Below are 14,104 nucleotides of genomic sequence, written 5' to 3' on the forward strand. Positions count from 1 at the left end.
CTAGCTGTCGGGCTTGGTGAAGGTCAGGGAGTGCTTCCGGGCCGCCTCGACGGCGCCCTTCGTGTAGGCCCACTGGAGCGTCTCACCCTTCACCCACAGCTCGGTCTGATCCGTGTAGTGCGACGAGAACGCATGGCCGGACACCCCGGTCAGGTTGATCCAGCGGGACTTGTCGAAGTCGGACAGGTCCACCACCATGCGCATCGACGGCGTCGACGTCACGGCGTACCCCTCCGCGGCGTCCCAGGAGGTCGCGTCGACGATCGACGTACCGCCGCCGAGCTCGTACGGGCCGCGGTTGAAGATCCTCCGGACCAGGCCGATGTCCGACGTACCGAGGGTCTGGTTGGTGAGCGTGAGCTTGTGCAGCCGGCCCCACTCCCAGTTGGACGGCTCCCGCGCCATCTTCTGGGTGATCTCGGTCCGCGCGTTGACCAGGGCCTCCCGCAGGATGTCGTCGCGGCTCTCCCGTTGCGGCGTGGCGATGTTGTCCCACCAGCCGCTGTTCTGCTGGGCGATCAGCTTGCGGACCACCTCGAACCAGCGGGAGCCGCCGTCCGGCCAGGTGTCCTTGGGCAGCTGGTCGTGGAACGTCAGAGCGAGCACGTTGCGCCAGACCACGTTGAAGTACGCCGCGGCGGCCGAGTCCGGCGGCTGGGTGAAGTCCCAGTTCCGCAGGGTGTCCTGGCCTTGCCGGTCGAACTCGTCGTCGATGCTGATCCGCAGCAGGTACGGCACCAGCATTTCGGCGATGCTGTTCTTGGTGTCCAGCTGGATCGACGCCATCGCGTTCGCATCCAGCTTCCCGGCCGCCTTGATCCGCTTGAGGATCTCCTGTGAGCGGTACCCGTAGTCCCACGAGTTGGTCAGGTAGTAGGGGTACGTGTTCGGCACCACTGCCTGGTTGGCGGTGACGATGACGCCGTCCGGCGGGTCGTACTCGGTCGGCAGCGAGTCGAACGGGACGTAGCCCTTCCAGTGGTACCTCGGGTCCCAGCCCGGGACCGGCCAGTCGCCGCGGCCGACCGAGCGGACCGGCACCCGCCCCGGCGCCTGGTAGCCGATGTGGCCCTCGGTGTCGGCGTACACCAGGTTCTGCGAGGGCGCCTCGAACAGCCGCGCGGCCGCACGGAATTGCGACCAGTTCTGGGCCATGTTGATCGCGAACAGCGCGTCGGCGGTCCGGCCCGGGGTCAGCGCGGTCCACTGCAGCGCGACGCCGTACGCCTTCGGGTACTTCGCCCGCGCCGCGGCGGACTCGCCGACCTTGCGCTCGTCCTGGCCGACATCGGAGATGAGCGGGCCGTGCCGGGTCTCGCGGACGGTGAGCGTCTCCGGCTCGTCCTCGCCGGCGATCTTGAACGTCTCCTGCCGGGTGGCCATCGCGCGCCACTTGTTGTTGTAGAGGACGTTGTCGCCGTCGATCCGCTCCAGGTACAGGTCCTGGACGTCCGGGTCGAGGTTGGTGAAGCCCCAGGAGATCGAGTTGTTGTGGCCGATCACCACACCCGGGAGACCGGAGAAGCTGAAGCCGGAGACGTCGAACGGACAACTCTTGCCGACGTTGTTGCAGTGCAGGCCGACCTGGGTCCAGATGCCCGGCATGGACGCGCCGAGGTGCGGGTCGTTGGCCAGCAGCGGCTTTCCGGTGGTGGTGTGGTCACCGGACACCACCCAGGAGTTCGAGCCGATGCCGTCGCCCTGTCCGAGCAGCTCGGGCAGGCCCTTCGCGACCTTCTCCACGGTGTCGAGCGACTTCAGCAGGTCCTGGGTGAGCATCCCGCGGCGGACCTCGGGGGCGACCGGCGAGGTGGTGAACTTGCCGTCCTTCGCGACCGCCGCAGCGGACAGGATCGGCTGGTTGCGCTCGTACGGGTACTGCGGGTAGAGGCTCTCGATGTTGCGCGCCGGGAACGCCGCCAGCAGCTTCGTCCGGGTGATCTCCTCGTCCAGGTTGCCGCCGAGGTCCCACGCCATCGCCTTGAGCCAGGCCAGCGAGTCGGCGGCGGTCCAGGGCTCCGGCCGGTAGTTCTTCGGCCCGCCGGGCTGCAGTGACAGGACGCCGTACTCCAGGCTCAGACCGGAGCCGCTGTGCTCGGACAGGTAGGCGTTGACGCCGCGGGCGTAGTCGTCCAGGTACTGCCGGGTGGTCGGACTGAGCAGCGGCAGCTCCTTCTCGGCCACCCGCCGCCAGCCGAGGGTCCGGGTGAACTTGTCCGTCTCGAGCGCGGACCTGCCGAACAGCTCGGTCAGCCGGCCGGACGTGACGTGCCGGCGGAAGTCCATCTCGAAGAACCGGTCCTGCGCGTGCACGTAACCCTGCGCGGCGAACAGGTCAGCCGGGGTGTCGGCGTAGATCTGCGGGATGCCGTTGGCGTCCCGGAGCACGGTGACGTCGGCCTCCAGACCGTTCAGATCGATCGTTCCGTCGTACGTCGGGAACGAATGGCGGACGACGTACACGACGGTTCCCGCAATCACCAGGAGGACCGTGGCGAGGGCGATTCCGCTGACGATGACGGCTCGAAGCAGGCGACGCACGGACCAACCGTAGAGAATCCCACCGCCCACCCCAAATGGGGTCCCGCACAACTTTGCGTTGCTCTGCGTCAGCTTTACATCGACGCTGAGTTGAGCTACAGAGGACCGGGTTTGGAATACTTCGGCCCGCTGGCGCATTATTAGCAGTCGGGTAGTAGGAGTGCCAGCGGCCTGAAGGGAACCGACCGTGCCGACGTACCAGTACCAGTGCACCGACTGTGGCGAAGCGCTCGAGGTGCGCCAGAGCTTCACGGACGACGCCTTGACCGTGTGCCCGAACTGCCAGGGCAACCTGCGCAAGGTGTTCAACGCCGTGGGTGTCGTGTTCAAGGGCTCCGGCTTCTACCGGACCGACAGCCGGTCGTCGGGCAACAGCTCGCTTCCCGCGAAGTCCGACTCGTCGGCCTCCGGGGCGTCCAGCTCCTCGTCGTCCTCCTCGGATTCGTCGTCGGGCGGTTCGTCATCCACGTCGACTTCTTCGTCCTCGTCTTCCGGTTCTTCGACGAGCTCGTCCTCGGGCACCAGCGCGGCCTGACCGCCGCGCCTGTGGATAACTGAAGGGCGGTCGCCGGAGAAACTCGTACCTTCTCCGGCATGAAAATCCCCTCGCTCCACGACCTGCTCCGGGCCGCCCGTTGGCACCGTCGGCTGCTGGCCGGCGTCGCCGCCGCGGCCGCTGTGTACTTCGGACTTCTTGCCCTCTCCCCCGCGCCGCCACCGACGGTCGCCGTGCTGGCGGCAGCGCATGACCTCAGCGGCGGAGCCATACCGGACCGCGGCGACTTACGCACTGTCGAGCTACCGCCCGACGCCGTGCCCTCCGGCGTACTGAAACCTGGCAGCGAGCTCACTCACCGTGTCCTCAACGGCCCGGTCAGAGCAGGCGAACCACTCACCGACGCGAGATTTCTCGCCCCACCCGCCGTGCCGTCGGGCTCCGTTGCCTACCCGTTCCGCGTCGACGACGCCGACATCGCCGCCCTGCTCCGGGTCGGCGACCGCATCAATCTGTACGGCGCCGTGAGTACGACCGCCGACGCTGCCGGGCTGCTCGCCCGAGCCGTGCGCGTGGTGGCGTTGCCGGCACCTCGATCGTCGTCCACCGGGGCGCTGATCGTGATCGCGACGACGCCGGACACGGCCGCGCGACTGGCGCAGGCCACCAGCAACGCGAGAATCAGCGTCGCTCTGACCCCCGATACGAGCTGATCACGCAGCGAATTGGCCGCGGGACGATCTGTTGCCATCCGGCGCGGGCACTCGCCCTACGGAGCGTGCAGGCCTAACTTGTGCGGGTAAACCCCTCGCTCCGTGGAGGCACCATGCTCAAGGGCTTCAAAGAATTCATCATGCGCGGCAACGTCGTCGACCTCGCGGTCGCGGTCGTCATCGGCGCAGCGTTCGGTGCGATCGTGACCGCGCTGGTCGACGGCCTCATCAACCCGCTGATCGCGGCGATCTTCGGAAAGGCCGACATCAGCAAGGTCGGAAACTTCACGGTCAACGAGGCGGTGTTCTCGATCGGCTCGATCCTGCAGGCTGCGCTCAACTTCCTGTTCGTCGCCGCGGCCGTCTACTTCTTCATCGTGATGCCGCTGAACAAGCTGGCCGAGCGCCGCGCCCGTGGGCAGGAGCCGGAGCCCGAGCCGTTGACGACCGAGCAGGAGCTGCTGACCGAGATCCGGGACCTGCTTCGTACCCGCCAGCTGTAAAGAGTCCCAGTCAGCAGGTGGACGTGAATCCTCAGCCCCTGAGCTCGCCGGCGTCCACCTGCTCGGCGGAACCCACGGCGGCGACTTCGCCCGCGTAGCGCATCCAGCGGTACGCGACCGGCTGACCGTCGTTCCATTCCGCCATCAACCCGGCCGGGACATCGACGAATCCGCTCCGCTGATAGGTCCGGATCGCGGCGGCGTTCTCCGGCCGGACCCGCAGGAACACCTCCGAGTAACCGGCGGCCAGCGCCGGACCGAGCAACGCCCGCACAAGTCCAGCACCGATTCCCCGCCCCCGGACCTCCGGGTCCACGATGATCCGGGCGAGTTCGACCTCGTCCTCCTCGTCGTCCAGCCAGACCTCGCCGTACCCGACCGCCCGTTCGCCGTCGAACAGCAGATAGGAGTGGATGTCCGGGTCAACCGTCCGCCAGCTCGTCAACAGCTCCTCCGGGAACGGATAGACCACCCGCCCGGACAGCAAGGCCACTTCCTTCTCGTCCGTCGCCCAGCCAGCGACCCGGACGCCGTACCGGTCCTCGTACCCCCGAAGCTCCACCGTCTCCCTCTCAGTCGACGAACTCCACGATCAGACCACGCAAGACACCACGCAAGACTCCGGCGCAAGACACCAGACCGCAGTGGCTTGAGAGCTGTGCGGCCGTGGTCAGCCGTGGTGCGGTGGGACCTCGTTCAGGATGCGTTCGTCGTCGTCGCTGCCGTACTCGCTGTCGCCCCAGGTCCGCGGGTCGTCGTCCCGGGTCTGGTCAGGCAGCAGCGGCTCGTCGTCCTCGTACGGGCTCGTCATGCCTCCAGATTACCGAGTCGCGCGAAGCCGCAGCAGCGGCCGACGGTGACGCGACCGGCGCCGCGGGCTTGTTTCGGGTCACCAGTGCGGGCACGTTACAGCTGTGCCTCGGTTGCGGATCGATCGAGCGGCGTGACCGGATAGACGTGCCGCCGTGATGTTCCGGCACGCGCGACGTGACCCCGTTCCACCATCATGGTGGACCTTGCCCAACCCGGAAGGACCGAGTCGTGAGTGCACAACGGACACGGGGCCTGATCGGTGCGACGCTTGTCGTGGCTGTTCTCGGAGGTGCCGCCGCCTGCGGCAACGAGACTGCCTCGCCCCCGCCCGCCGCCCAGCCCACCCAGTCGTCGGCGACCCCGTCGGCCAGCCCGTCGGCCAGCCCAGCCGACCCGAGCGGTACCCCGAGTACGGATTGCCCGGAGACCATCGCGGCCGTCCGCGCAGCCACCGACAAGGCCGTCTGGGGGCAGGGCGCAGCCGCGTCGAAGTTCAATCCGGTCAGCGTCACGATCTGCCAGTACGACGCCCACGCGACCGGGCAGAGCTACGCCACGGTGACCACCAAGCGCACGGGGCAGCAAGCGAGCGCCCTGCTCGCCCTTATCGACGCGGCGAAACCCGTCGCGAAGAAGCCGAACATCTGCACCAAGGACCTCGGACCCACGTACGTACTGCGGTTCACCGACAACGACCGCGGTGTCCTCTCGTTCACCGCCGAGTCCTTCGGCTGCCGCCGGCTCGTGGCGACGTCGTTCGAGGGCCAGGGCAAGCCCGGCGCCCTGCCGGCGCCACGCCAGGTGACGCCCGAGCTGATCAAGTCGCTCGGCCTGCGCTGACCCTGCCGCGGATGCGCACCCCGAAGCCGTCCGCAGTGGGGTCGAGCCGCGCCTGCCTTGCGGGTCCCATCTGAGGGCGACCCGCAAGGCAGGTTGCGGCGTGATCGCTGATGCTTCACCCTCAGCCAGAGGGGAGGGACGCATGCGAACGATCCGCCTGCTGCTTGCGCTGGTTCTCGCCTGCACGGCCTGCAGTCCGCCGGCCGCTCCGACCTCGTCGACGTCGGGATCAGCCGAAGGCACGTCGTGCCTTGGGGGCTATCTCTGCATGACGCTGCAGGTGCCTCTTGACCGGAGCCGCCCTGACGGCCCGACCCTCAACCTCCAGGTCGCCGCGGCCGACAACGTCGACGCGCCCCGCGGCGTCCTTCTGCTGCTCACCGGCGGTCCCGGTCAACCCGGCGTACCGCTGCTCCGCGATCTACGCCGCAGCGTGCATCCCGACGTGCTGCGCGAGTACCGCCTCGTCATGTTCGACCAACGCGGCACCGGGGCCAGAGGCATCAACTGCTCGGCGCTGCAGCAGACCGTCGGCGGTTCGGACTTCCTCACACCGCCGACCACAGCTGTGGACGAGTGCGCCGAGAGCCTCGGCGCCGACGCCGGGTACTACGGCACGCCGGACACCGTCGAGGACATCGAGCAATTGCGGCAACTCCTCAAGGTGGAACGGCTGACGCTCGACGGCACGTCGTACGGCAGTTTCACTGCAGCGCAGTACGGCCTCAAGTACCCGGATCGCGTGCAGGCGTTGGTGCTCGATTCCGTCGTACCGCACAAGGGCTTCGATCCGATGAACGTCGACCTGATGGCGGCCACGGCCGACGTACTGCGGGCCGCCTGCCGCCAGGACTCGGCCTGTACGACGGATCCCGTCGACGACCTGGCCTGGCTGGTACGGAACGGGGTGAGCGGCGCCGACCTGATGGAGTCGCTGTCGGTCTCGAGCCTCAACGCGGTCAACCCGTCCTTGAAGGGGATTTCGACGATCCTCCACAACGCCCGCAACGGTGACGATTCCGGGCTGAAGCAGCTGTTCGAGCGGACCACGAGTAAGGGCGTCACCTACGACCGGCTGTCCGCGGGACTGCACATGGCCACGCTCTGCTCGGACCTTCGCTTCCCGTGGTCCGGCAAGGCTGATCGCAAGGCCGCGTTCGACGATGCCGTACGGCGCTTGAACCCGAAGCGGCTGCACCCGTACGACGTGGCGACCGCGCAGAACGTGCTGCCGATTCAGGGTTGTCTGCGCTGGCCGGCCGACCGCGTGTCGACGTACCCGGCCAGTCAGGAGCTCCTGCCACGCACACTGATCCTGCACGGGACCAACGACCTGTTCTGCCCGCTCGACTGGGCGAAATGGGAGCGCGAGCACGCCCCCAACTCGAAACTCGTCGTGATTCCCGGAAGCGGCCACAGCGTGAAGCGTGATCCCCGCGGCCAGCAGGCGACACGGGAGTTCCTGCTGCAGTAGCCGGCGCCTGTAGTGGGCGAGGGGTAGAGATCGAACTGTAGAGAACTGTGCAGGAACAGTTGCAGCAGCCCGGCGGACTCGATGCGTCTAATAGGTGTGAGGAGCTGTACGCCCAGCCAGGGAGTGGCGAGTGGAGTTCGAGGAGTACGTGTCCGCCCGTGGACAGGAACTGGTTCGGCTCGGGTTCACGGTCTCCGGGGACTACCAGCGTGCCGAAGACCTGGCACAGATCGCGCTGATGCAGGCGTTCCGGTCCTGGCGGAAGGTGCGCACCGCGGACGATCCGCATCACTATGTCCGCCGCATCCTCGTGAACGAGTACCTGTCGATGACGCGCCGGCGGTCGTTCAGCGAGGCGCCGACCGCCGACATCGAGCCGCACCGCACCGTGCCCGACCACGCCACGCATGTCGCCGACTCCGACGATCTGTGGCGCGCCTTGACGACCTTGTCCGCCCGGGAACGGGTCGTGCTGGTCCTGCGCTACTACCAGGACCTGGACGACCAGACGATCGCCGACGTGCTCGGCATCAAACCGTCGAGCGTGCGCGCGACTGCCAGCCGGGCGCTCGCCTCGCTCCGCCGAACCAGAGACCCCAGAGACTCCTCAGCCAGAGACTCGGCCAGGGAGTCGGACCGTGTCGATGAGAGGTTGTCGTGAGCAACACCGATCTCGAGGATGACCTGCGTACCACCTTCGAACGCGCCGCGGCCTCCGTGCCGGACACCGTCGGCCTGACCGAGCGCGCCACCACGGGCGCCCGTCGCGCCCAGCGCCGTACCTGGATCGCGTCCGGCGCGGCTGCTGCCGCGGTGGCAGCGATCGCGGTCGCCGGCTTCGGACTCGCCGGCTCCAACAACACGCCCACACAGCCCCCGGCCGCCGCCGGCGGGTCGTCGACCTCGCCGAGCGCGCGGCTCCACGTCGTGTCGGCCGAATCAGTCTCGGGGACGTGGCAGGCCGTGCAGATGGTCGGCGCCGAATCGCTCAAGAAGGCGCGGCCGGAGCAGCCGGTGCTCGAGCTGAAACCGGACGGCACGTGGACGGGCTCCGACGGCTGCAACGGGCTGCAGGGGACGTACACCATCGGCCCGGACGGCGCGTTCAGCGCGACGATCGGCCCGCAGCACCTGGTCGGGTGCGACAACGTGCCGCACACCGGCGTACTGCAGGCCGCGAAACGCGTCACGCTCGACGACAACGCGCTGAAGTTCTTCGGCGCCGACGGGCGTCAACTTGCGAGTTACGCTCGCGCACGGTAGTCGCAATTGCCTGCGGACAGTGATCAGGTCTTGACGGATCGGAGTCGTTGACCGGACGATCTAGTGGTTCGGTCCACCGATTCGGGGAGCTACGTGCGACTCTCAGTTACCGTCCCGCTGGTCACGCTCGGCTCCATCTCACTCCTCGCGGTCGCCCTCGCCACGCCCTCCTCGGGCGCGGTAGCGCAGGGCGCGGCGTGTTCCCACGCCCAACCGAGTACCAGCTCGACCGAAGCGCAGCGGCTCGCGCAGCCGACTTCCGCAGCCGACGCGCGCCCGCTCGGCGAGTCGCTCGGCGACGGCATCTCGGCGGCGATCCAGTCACTCGAGCCGCTGGACGCCACCGGCCGGCCGACCTCGGGCTTGCCGTACGGGCTGAGCCAAGGCGTCATCGGCGTCGTCGGCTCGGCGACGACCGGCTACAAGGTGGTTGTCGACTCCGCGCGGCTGGACGAGGCGAAATACCAGGCCGCGATGCAGCGCAACCTGCCCGCGGCCGGAAAGTCATTGGTCAAGGTCGAATCGAGCTGCCGTACGGCGCAGGCGATCGCGGCGACGTGGAACGCTGTCGGCGCGCGCACGTGGTCGGCCGACGCCGCACGGACGACGTACGCAGCAGACCTCGATCCGGTGACAGAGAACGTGATCGTCGAGTACGACCAGGCGACCACGTCGGCCGCCTCGCTCGCAGGGCTCCGTGAGGTGCCCGGCGTCCAGCTCGTCGCTGGTTCGCTCGCACGGATGTCCCGGTTGAGCGACACTCCGAAGGGCGGTCATTGGGGCGGTGCGCGCATCACCTCCTCCCTGAAGAACTGCAGTGCGGGCTTCTCCGTCGTACGGCGCTCCAACGGCCAGCGCGGCTCCGTGACCGCGGGCCACTGCGGCGGGGCCGGTACGGCCTGGAAGTCGGGCACCAACTACTACGGCACCACGACGCTGCGGACGAACTACCCCGAGTACGACCAGGCGCTCGTCACCGGCAGCACGTACGGCCCGAAGATCTGGACCGACGGCCCCGGCGACAGCGTCAACACCCGCACCGTCACCGGCGGCGGCGACCCCGGCGTCGGCACGGTCATCTGCCAGTCCGGCAGCTTCAGCACGTCGCTGTGCAACCTCACGGTCCGCTCGACCTCCGCGCGGTACTGCGACGCCGACGGCTGCACGACGTACGTCATCCGCGCCACCCGCGGCGGTCTGGTCACCATTGTCGGCGGCGACTCCGGCGGTCCCGTCTACTCCCGCCGCGGCACCAGCTCCGCCACCATCCGCGGCATCACCTTCGCCGGCGCCGGCTGCGCCGCCTCCCGCTGCACGACGCTCTACGCCGAACGCTACAAGTCCATCACCGGCCACCTCGGCGTCACCGCCCTGACCGGCTGACCCCACCCCCACCTCCGCTAAGCTGTCCCCGCGTGCGCCCCCGTAGCTCAGGGGATAGAGCGTCGGTTTCCTAAACCGTGCGTCGCAGGTTCGAATCCTGCCGGGGGCACCCAATAGGTCTTGTTCAAAACACCCATGGATCACCCGGATCGGGCGTGGTTACGTTGCCTGGGCGCGTCGGTTCGGTCCACCCGGGACATGTGGCGACGTCTCGGTGTCGCCAGAGACCGATCTGTCCCGCAGACGGGCCCCTCGCGCCGTACCAAACCCTCAGACCGGTCAACGCTCTGTTCGAGAGCATGATCGAGATCGGGTGTTACCGCTGGACGAGATCAGCCGGCCTGGAACGCGAGCACGTGCAGCAGACCGACAAGGGACGCCGCGCCGATGATCTCGCCCGTGTCGATGCGTGCGCGGATCGAGTCGAGCGGCACCCAATCGATCCGTTCCGCTTCGTTGATGTCCTCCGGCGCACCGATGTAGTCGGCACCGTACGACACGAACAGCAGGTTTTCGGCGTCGGTCGTCCCTACTGAGGGCTGCAGGGATACCAGCGGCTTGACGTTTCGCGGGCGCCAGCCAGTCTCCGCTTCGACCTCCCGGGCGGCGGTCACAGCTGGATCCTCGTCAGGATCGGCATACCCGCCGGGTAGCTCCCAGACCCAGCGATCGATGATGAAGCGGTGCCGCCATATCATCAACACGTTCTCTTGCCTGTCATCGAGCACCACCATCATGGCGGCCTTCGGCATCCGCAGGACGTACTGCTCGAACTGGACACCATCGGGCAGCTCGACTGACGCGATACTCAACCGCAGCCGGCGAGTGTCGTCGATCAGCCGCTCGCCGTGGACCTTCCAGAGGCTGGATTCCGTGCCGCCATCAGCCGTCACGCTACGACCCTACCGAACATGCCTCATGGCGCTTGAAGCCACACAGCGCTGTTCGGTACACGACGTAGGCCCCGCCCGCCACCCAACCGCAGACCCGGACGAACTTACGGAACAAGCCCTAGTACCGGACGTCGCTCTGTAGCAGGGGTGGGTACACCGTCGAGGTCTCGCCGTCGACCGTGGTGCCCGCGAACTGCAGCATCGCGCGGGTGCGGCCGTGCAGCGGGGCGGGGTAGTTCAGTGTCGGCGCCGACACTTCGTCCAGCCGCCCGAACTGTTCGTCGGTCAACTGTACGTCGAGCGCAGCCAGGTTGCTTTCCAGGTGCTCGACGCGCCGCGCGCCGACGATCGGTACGACGGTTCCCTTCCGGGCCCGCAACCAGGCCAGCGACACCGCCGCCGGCGACGTGCCGAGCTCGTCGGCGACGGCCGTGACCTCGTCGATCACGACGAACTCGGCCTCGCTCGGCCCGCCGACGAACGCTGCCCGCGCCGAGTCCGTGACGTCGGCACCGCGCCGGTACTTGCCGGACAGGAACCCGTGCCGCAGCGGGCTGTACGGCGTCAGCGCCATGCCCTGGTCGAGCGCGAGCGGCGCGAGCTCACCCTCGACTGTGCGGGCGAGCAGCGAGTACTCGACCTGGAGCGCGATCAGCGGCGTCCAGCCCTTCAGCAGCGCGGTTGTCTGGGCCTGCGCGGTCACCCAGGCCGGGGTGTTCGAGAAGCCGACGTACCGGATCTTGCCGGCCCGGACGAGGTCGTCGAGGGTGCGCATTGTCTCCTCGATCGGTGTGTTTCGGTCCCAATTGTGCAACCAGTACAGGTCGAGGTAGTCGGTCTGCAGCCGGCGTAGCGACTGGTCGAGCTGCGCGACGATCGACCCCCGGCCCGCACCACCGCCGTTCGGGTCGCCGGGGTACATGTTGCCGAAGAACTTGGACGCCACGACGAGGTGCTCGCGCCGTCCGGGCGAGGCCGTGAAGAAATCGCCGAGGATCTTCTCGGAGTGCCCGTTGGTGTAGAAGTTCGCCGTGTCGATGAAGTTCCCGCCGGCATCGAGGTACCTGGCGAGGATCTTCTCCGACTCCTCGACGCTCGTTCCGGCGGCGCCGGGATCCTCGCCGAAGGTCATCGCGCCGAGGGCGAGCGGGCTGACCCGGAGTCCGGAGCGGCCGAGGGTGACGTACTGGTCGAGTCCCATGAGTGATCTCCAAAGTGTCTGTCGGTTTCTCCTTCCATCTCATCGCCGGGGCCGCCCGGACGGTAGACCGATCCACTCAGGCTCTTGCCTATTCCTCTCAGCATGCTTGTTGATCGTGCTGCCGCCGTGATTGGCTGCACAGGTGCCCAGAGACCAGTTGCTCACCGAGCTCCGCGACCGCATCGCGACCCATGCACGACCCGACTTCCGGTCCGCGTTCGACGGCCTGGCGCTGTCGAAGGTCGAGTCCTCCGATCCGGAGTACTCGTTGACCGAGCCGCTGCTCGTCGTGATGGCTCAGGGCGCGAAGCGCCTGCTGCTCGGCGACGAGGTGTTCGACTACCGCGCCGGTGAACTGTTCGTCGTCACCACGGACCTTCCGGTCTCCGGCTACTTCGTCGGCGCGAGCGCGCAGACGCCGGCGCTCGGCCTGGGGCTCGCGCTGCGCGCGGAGGCGATCGCGACGCTGCTGCTGCAGGCGCCGTCGGTACGACGGACGGGCGCGGGAGCGCGGCGAGCGACGTCGATCGCGATCGGCCCGGCGAGCGCGGAGATCCTCGATGCCACGGTCCGGCTGCTGCGGCTGCTCGAAACGCCCGCCGACCTCGCGGTCCTCGGCCCGCTGATCGAACGCGAACTACTCTGGCGCCTGCTCACCGGGCCGCACGGCGACGTGATCCGCCAGATCGGCCTCGCCGACAGCAGCCTCAGCCACGTCAACCGCGCGATCCGCTGGATCCGCGACAACTACGCCGAGCCGCTGCGCGTCGCCGACCTCGCCGACCTGGCGGGGATGAGCACCGCGGCGTTCCACCGGCACTTCCGCGACATCACCAACCTCAGCCCTCTGCAGTTCCAGAAGCGCATCCGGCTGCAGGAAGCTCGCTCGCTGCTCGCCGCGCACCCCCGCGACATCGCCGGCGTCGGCCACCTGGTCGGCTACGACAGCCCGTCCCAGTTCAATCGCGAGTACCGCCGGCTGTTCGGCGTCCCGCCCGGCGCCGACGCCGCCCGCCTCCGCGCTGACTGACTCGCGAACTGACAATCCCGCCCAACGCCTTGTGCGAAAGCGGACCCCGTCAGCCGTGGAAGGGGGCCAGGCGGATGGTCAGGGTGCTGAGGGCGTAGTGGTGGAGATACCAGGCGCGGCCGTGCGGGACCTGATGGGCTTCGGTGCGGAGCAGAGCGGAGAACTCTCGTTTGAAGTCGGTCCGGGGGTAGTCCTGGACCACGGTCCGGCGGACGCCGTCAGGGAGTTGGTCGCTGCGGAGGCCGAAGACGTCGACTGCTGCGCCGGCCGAGAGCAGGAAGGCTTCGGGGCCGAAATCGAGGGTGACGCCTGGTGTGTGGTGCAGGGCGATCGCGTTGGTGACCAGTTCGCGTTGTACGGCGGGCACCTGGTGGCGGTCGCTGAAGTCGCGGGCCAGTTCCGCGCTGCGGACGGTGAAGTCGACGCTGGGGACCTGGCTGGGCAGGCCGGTGTCGTGGAACAGTGCGGCGAGGTACAGCAGTTCGCGGTCGTACTCGATGTCGTCGAGGGCGGCGAGCGCAGCACCCCAGGCGTACGCGCGGCGGGAGTGGTTGAGCAGCGCCGGTGTCAGGAGGTCCTGTACGGCGGCCTCGGCCTCACGTGCCAGTGGGGAGTTCGGCGGGGCCAGCGCGTCCGGTGCGACCGTGTTCCGGCGGCCCGCGTGCATGCGCGTGGCCATGGCGGCACGGCCGGCGACGAGGCTGCCGAGGTTGCGCAGGAGTGCCGGCGCGAGCGACAGGCGTTCGCCTGCCGACAGGACGCCTCCGGTCCTCTCGGTCCACCCGATGGTGCCGATGGGGGCGTGCGTCACCGTCTGCATCATGCCGATCCCACCCTTCCCCGATGCTGTCAGAGTAGGGCGGCCGGGCGCCTGTGGACAGCCCCGGGCGGGCCGACGTCTCGACAGCACGGTCTCGAAAGCGGAGACTGCCACCATGGCCGGGGCACCGAATG

Annotated in this window: 15 protein-coding genes and 1 tRNA gene; 10 read left to right on the forward strand and 6 right to left on the reverse strand. The window is 68.4% G+C overall.

Features of this window, described 5'->3' with window-relative positions; all coding sequences use genetic code 11:
• The gene (locus tag AB0B82_RS12935) at nt 1-2,541 is read right to left on the reverse strand and encodes a penicillin acylase family protein (RefSeq protein WP_360166114.1); all 2,541 of its coding nucleotides are present in this window, start codon (nt 2,539-2,541) and stop codon (nt 1-3) included.
• 187 nt (nt 2,542-2,728) lie between these two features.
• Here AB0B82_RS12935 and AB0B82_RS12940 point away from each other — a divergent pair, with 187 nt between their 5' ends.
• The 3 genes from AB0B82_RS12940 to mscL all read left to right on the forward strand — a co-directional run bounded on the left by AB0B82_RS12940 (nt 2,729) and on the right by mscL (nt 4,253).
• Complete coding sequence (locus tag AB0B82_RS12940; protein ID WP_360166117.1) at nt 2,729-3,076, forward strand: FmdB family zinc ribbon protein; 348 nt, start codon at nt 2,729-2,731, stop codon at nt 3,074-3,076.
• Between the two features lie 59 nt (nt 3,077-3,135).
• On the forward strand, nt 3,136-3,750 hold the full coding sequence (locus AB0B82_RS12945) for an SAF domain-containing protein (protein WP_360166120.1): 615 nt from the start codon (nt 3,136-3,138) through the stop codon (nt 3,748-3,750).
• A gap of 113 nt (nt 3,751-3,863) precedes the next feature.
• Complete coding sequence (gene mscL / locus AB0B82_RS12950; RefSeq protein ID WP_360166123.1) at nt 3,864-4,253, forward strand: large conductance mechanosensitive channel protein MscL; 390 nt, start codon at nt 3,864-3,866, stop codon at nt 4,251-4,253.
• A 31-nt stretch (nt 4,254-4,284) separates the two neighbouring features.
• Here mscL and AB0B82_RS12955 read toward each other — a convergent pair whose 3' ends face one another.
• Nucleotides 4,285-4,815, reverse strand: a complete 531-nt coding sequence (locus AB0B82_RS12955) for a GNAT family N-acetyltransferase (RefSeq protein WP_360166126.1) — start codon at nt 4,813-4,815, stop codon at nt 4,285-4,287.
• 108 nt (nt 4,816-4,923) lie between these two features.
• Nucleotides 4,924-5,064 (reverse strand): hypothetical protein, encoded by a 141-nt coding sequence (locus AB0B82_RS12960; protein WP_360166128.1) that lies wholly within the window; start codon nt 5,062-5,064, stop codon nt 4,924-4,926.
• A gap of 230 nt (nt 5,065-5,294) precedes the next feature.
• Here AB0B82_RS12960 and AB0B82_RS12965 point away from each other — a divergent pair, with 230 nt between their 5' ends.
• The 6 genes from AB0B82_RS12965 to AB0B82_RS12990 all read left to right on the forward strand — a co-directional run bounded on the left by AB0B82_RS12965 (nt 5,295) and on the right by AB0B82_RS12990 (nt 10,135).
• Entirely contained in the window at nt 5,295-5,906 is a 612-nt protein-coding gene (locus AB0B82_RS12965; RefSeq protein WP_360166131.1) for a hypothetical protein, read from the forward strand.
• Nucleotides 5,907-6,048: 142 nt separating this feature from the next.
• On the forward strand, nt 6,049-7,380 hold the full coding sequence (locus AB0B82_RS12970) for an alpha/beta hydrolase (RefSeq protein ID WP_360166134.1): 1,332 nt from the start codon (nt 6,049-6,051) through the stop codon (nt 7,378-7,380).
• A 130-nt stretch (nt 7,381-7,510) separates the two neighbouring features.
• Nucleotides 7,511-8,041 (forward strand): SigE family RNA polymerase sigma factor, encoded by a 531-nt coding sequence (locus AB0B82_RS12975; RefSeq protein WP_360166137.1) that lies wholly within the window; start codon nt 7,511-7,513, stop codon nt 8,039-8,041.
• Nucleotides 8,038-8,643 (forward strand): META domain-containing protein, encoded by a 606-nt coding sequence (locus AB0B82_RS12980; RefSeq protein ID WP_360166140.1) that lies wholly within the window; start codon nt 8,038-8,040, stop codon nt 8,641-8,643. The genes AB0B82_RS12975 and AB0B82_RS12980 overlap by 4 nt, the downstream gene beginning before the upstream one ends.
• A 93-nt stretch (nt 8,644-8,736) precedes the next feature.
• Nucleotides 8,737-10,026, forward strand: a complete 1,290-nt coding sequence (locus tag AB0B82_RS12985) for a hypothetical protein (RefSeq protein WP_360166143.1) — start codon at nt 8,737-8,739, stop codon at nt 10,024-10,026.
• A 36-nt stretch (nt 10,027-10,062) separates the two neighbouring features.
• Nucleotides 10,063-10,135 (forward strand) — tRNA-Arg (locus AB0B82_RS12990).
• 223 nt (nt 10,136-10,358) lie between these two features.
• Here AB0B82_RS12990 and AB0B82_RS12995 read toward each other — a convergent pair.
• Both AB0B82_RS12995 and AB0B82_RS13000 read right to left on the reverse strand, forming a co-directional pair.
• On the reverse strand, nt 10,359-10,919 hold the full coding sequence (locus AB0B82_RS12995; protein WP_360166146.1) for an NUDIX hydrolase: 561 nt from the start codon (nt 10,917-10,919) through the stop codon (nt 10,359-10,361).
• 118 nt (nt 10,920-11,037) lie between these two features.
• A complete protein-coding gene (locus tag AB0B82_RS13000; RefSeq protein WP_360166149.1) occupies nt 11,038-12,120 on the reverse strand; it encodes an aldo/keto reductase in 1,083 nt (360 codons plus the stop codon).
• Between the two features lie 142 nt (nt 12,121-12,262).
• Between AB0B82_RS13000 and AB0B82_RS13005 the strand changes: the two genes are divergently transcribed.
• Entirely contained in the window at nt 12,263-13,150 is an 888-nt protein-coding gene (locus AB0B82_RS13005; protein ID WP_360166152.1) for an AraC family transcriptional regulator, read from the forward strand.
• Between the two features lie 49 nt (nt 13,151-13,199).
• On the opposite strand, the gene AB0B82_RS13010 is transcribed toward AB0B82_RS13005, so the two are convergent.
• Complete coding sequence (locus AB0B82_RS13010; RefSeq protein ID WP_360166155.1) at nt 13,200-13,973, reverse strand: HD domain-containing protein; 774 nt, start codon at nt 13,971-13,973, stop codon at nt 13,200-13,202.
• Nucleotides 13,974-14,104: the final 131 nt, after the last annotated feature.

This window comes from Kribbella sp. NPDC048915 (assembly GCF_040649595.1).
Classification (GTDB): Bacteria; Actinomycetota; Actinomycetes; order Propionibacteriales; family Kribbellaceae; genus Kribbella.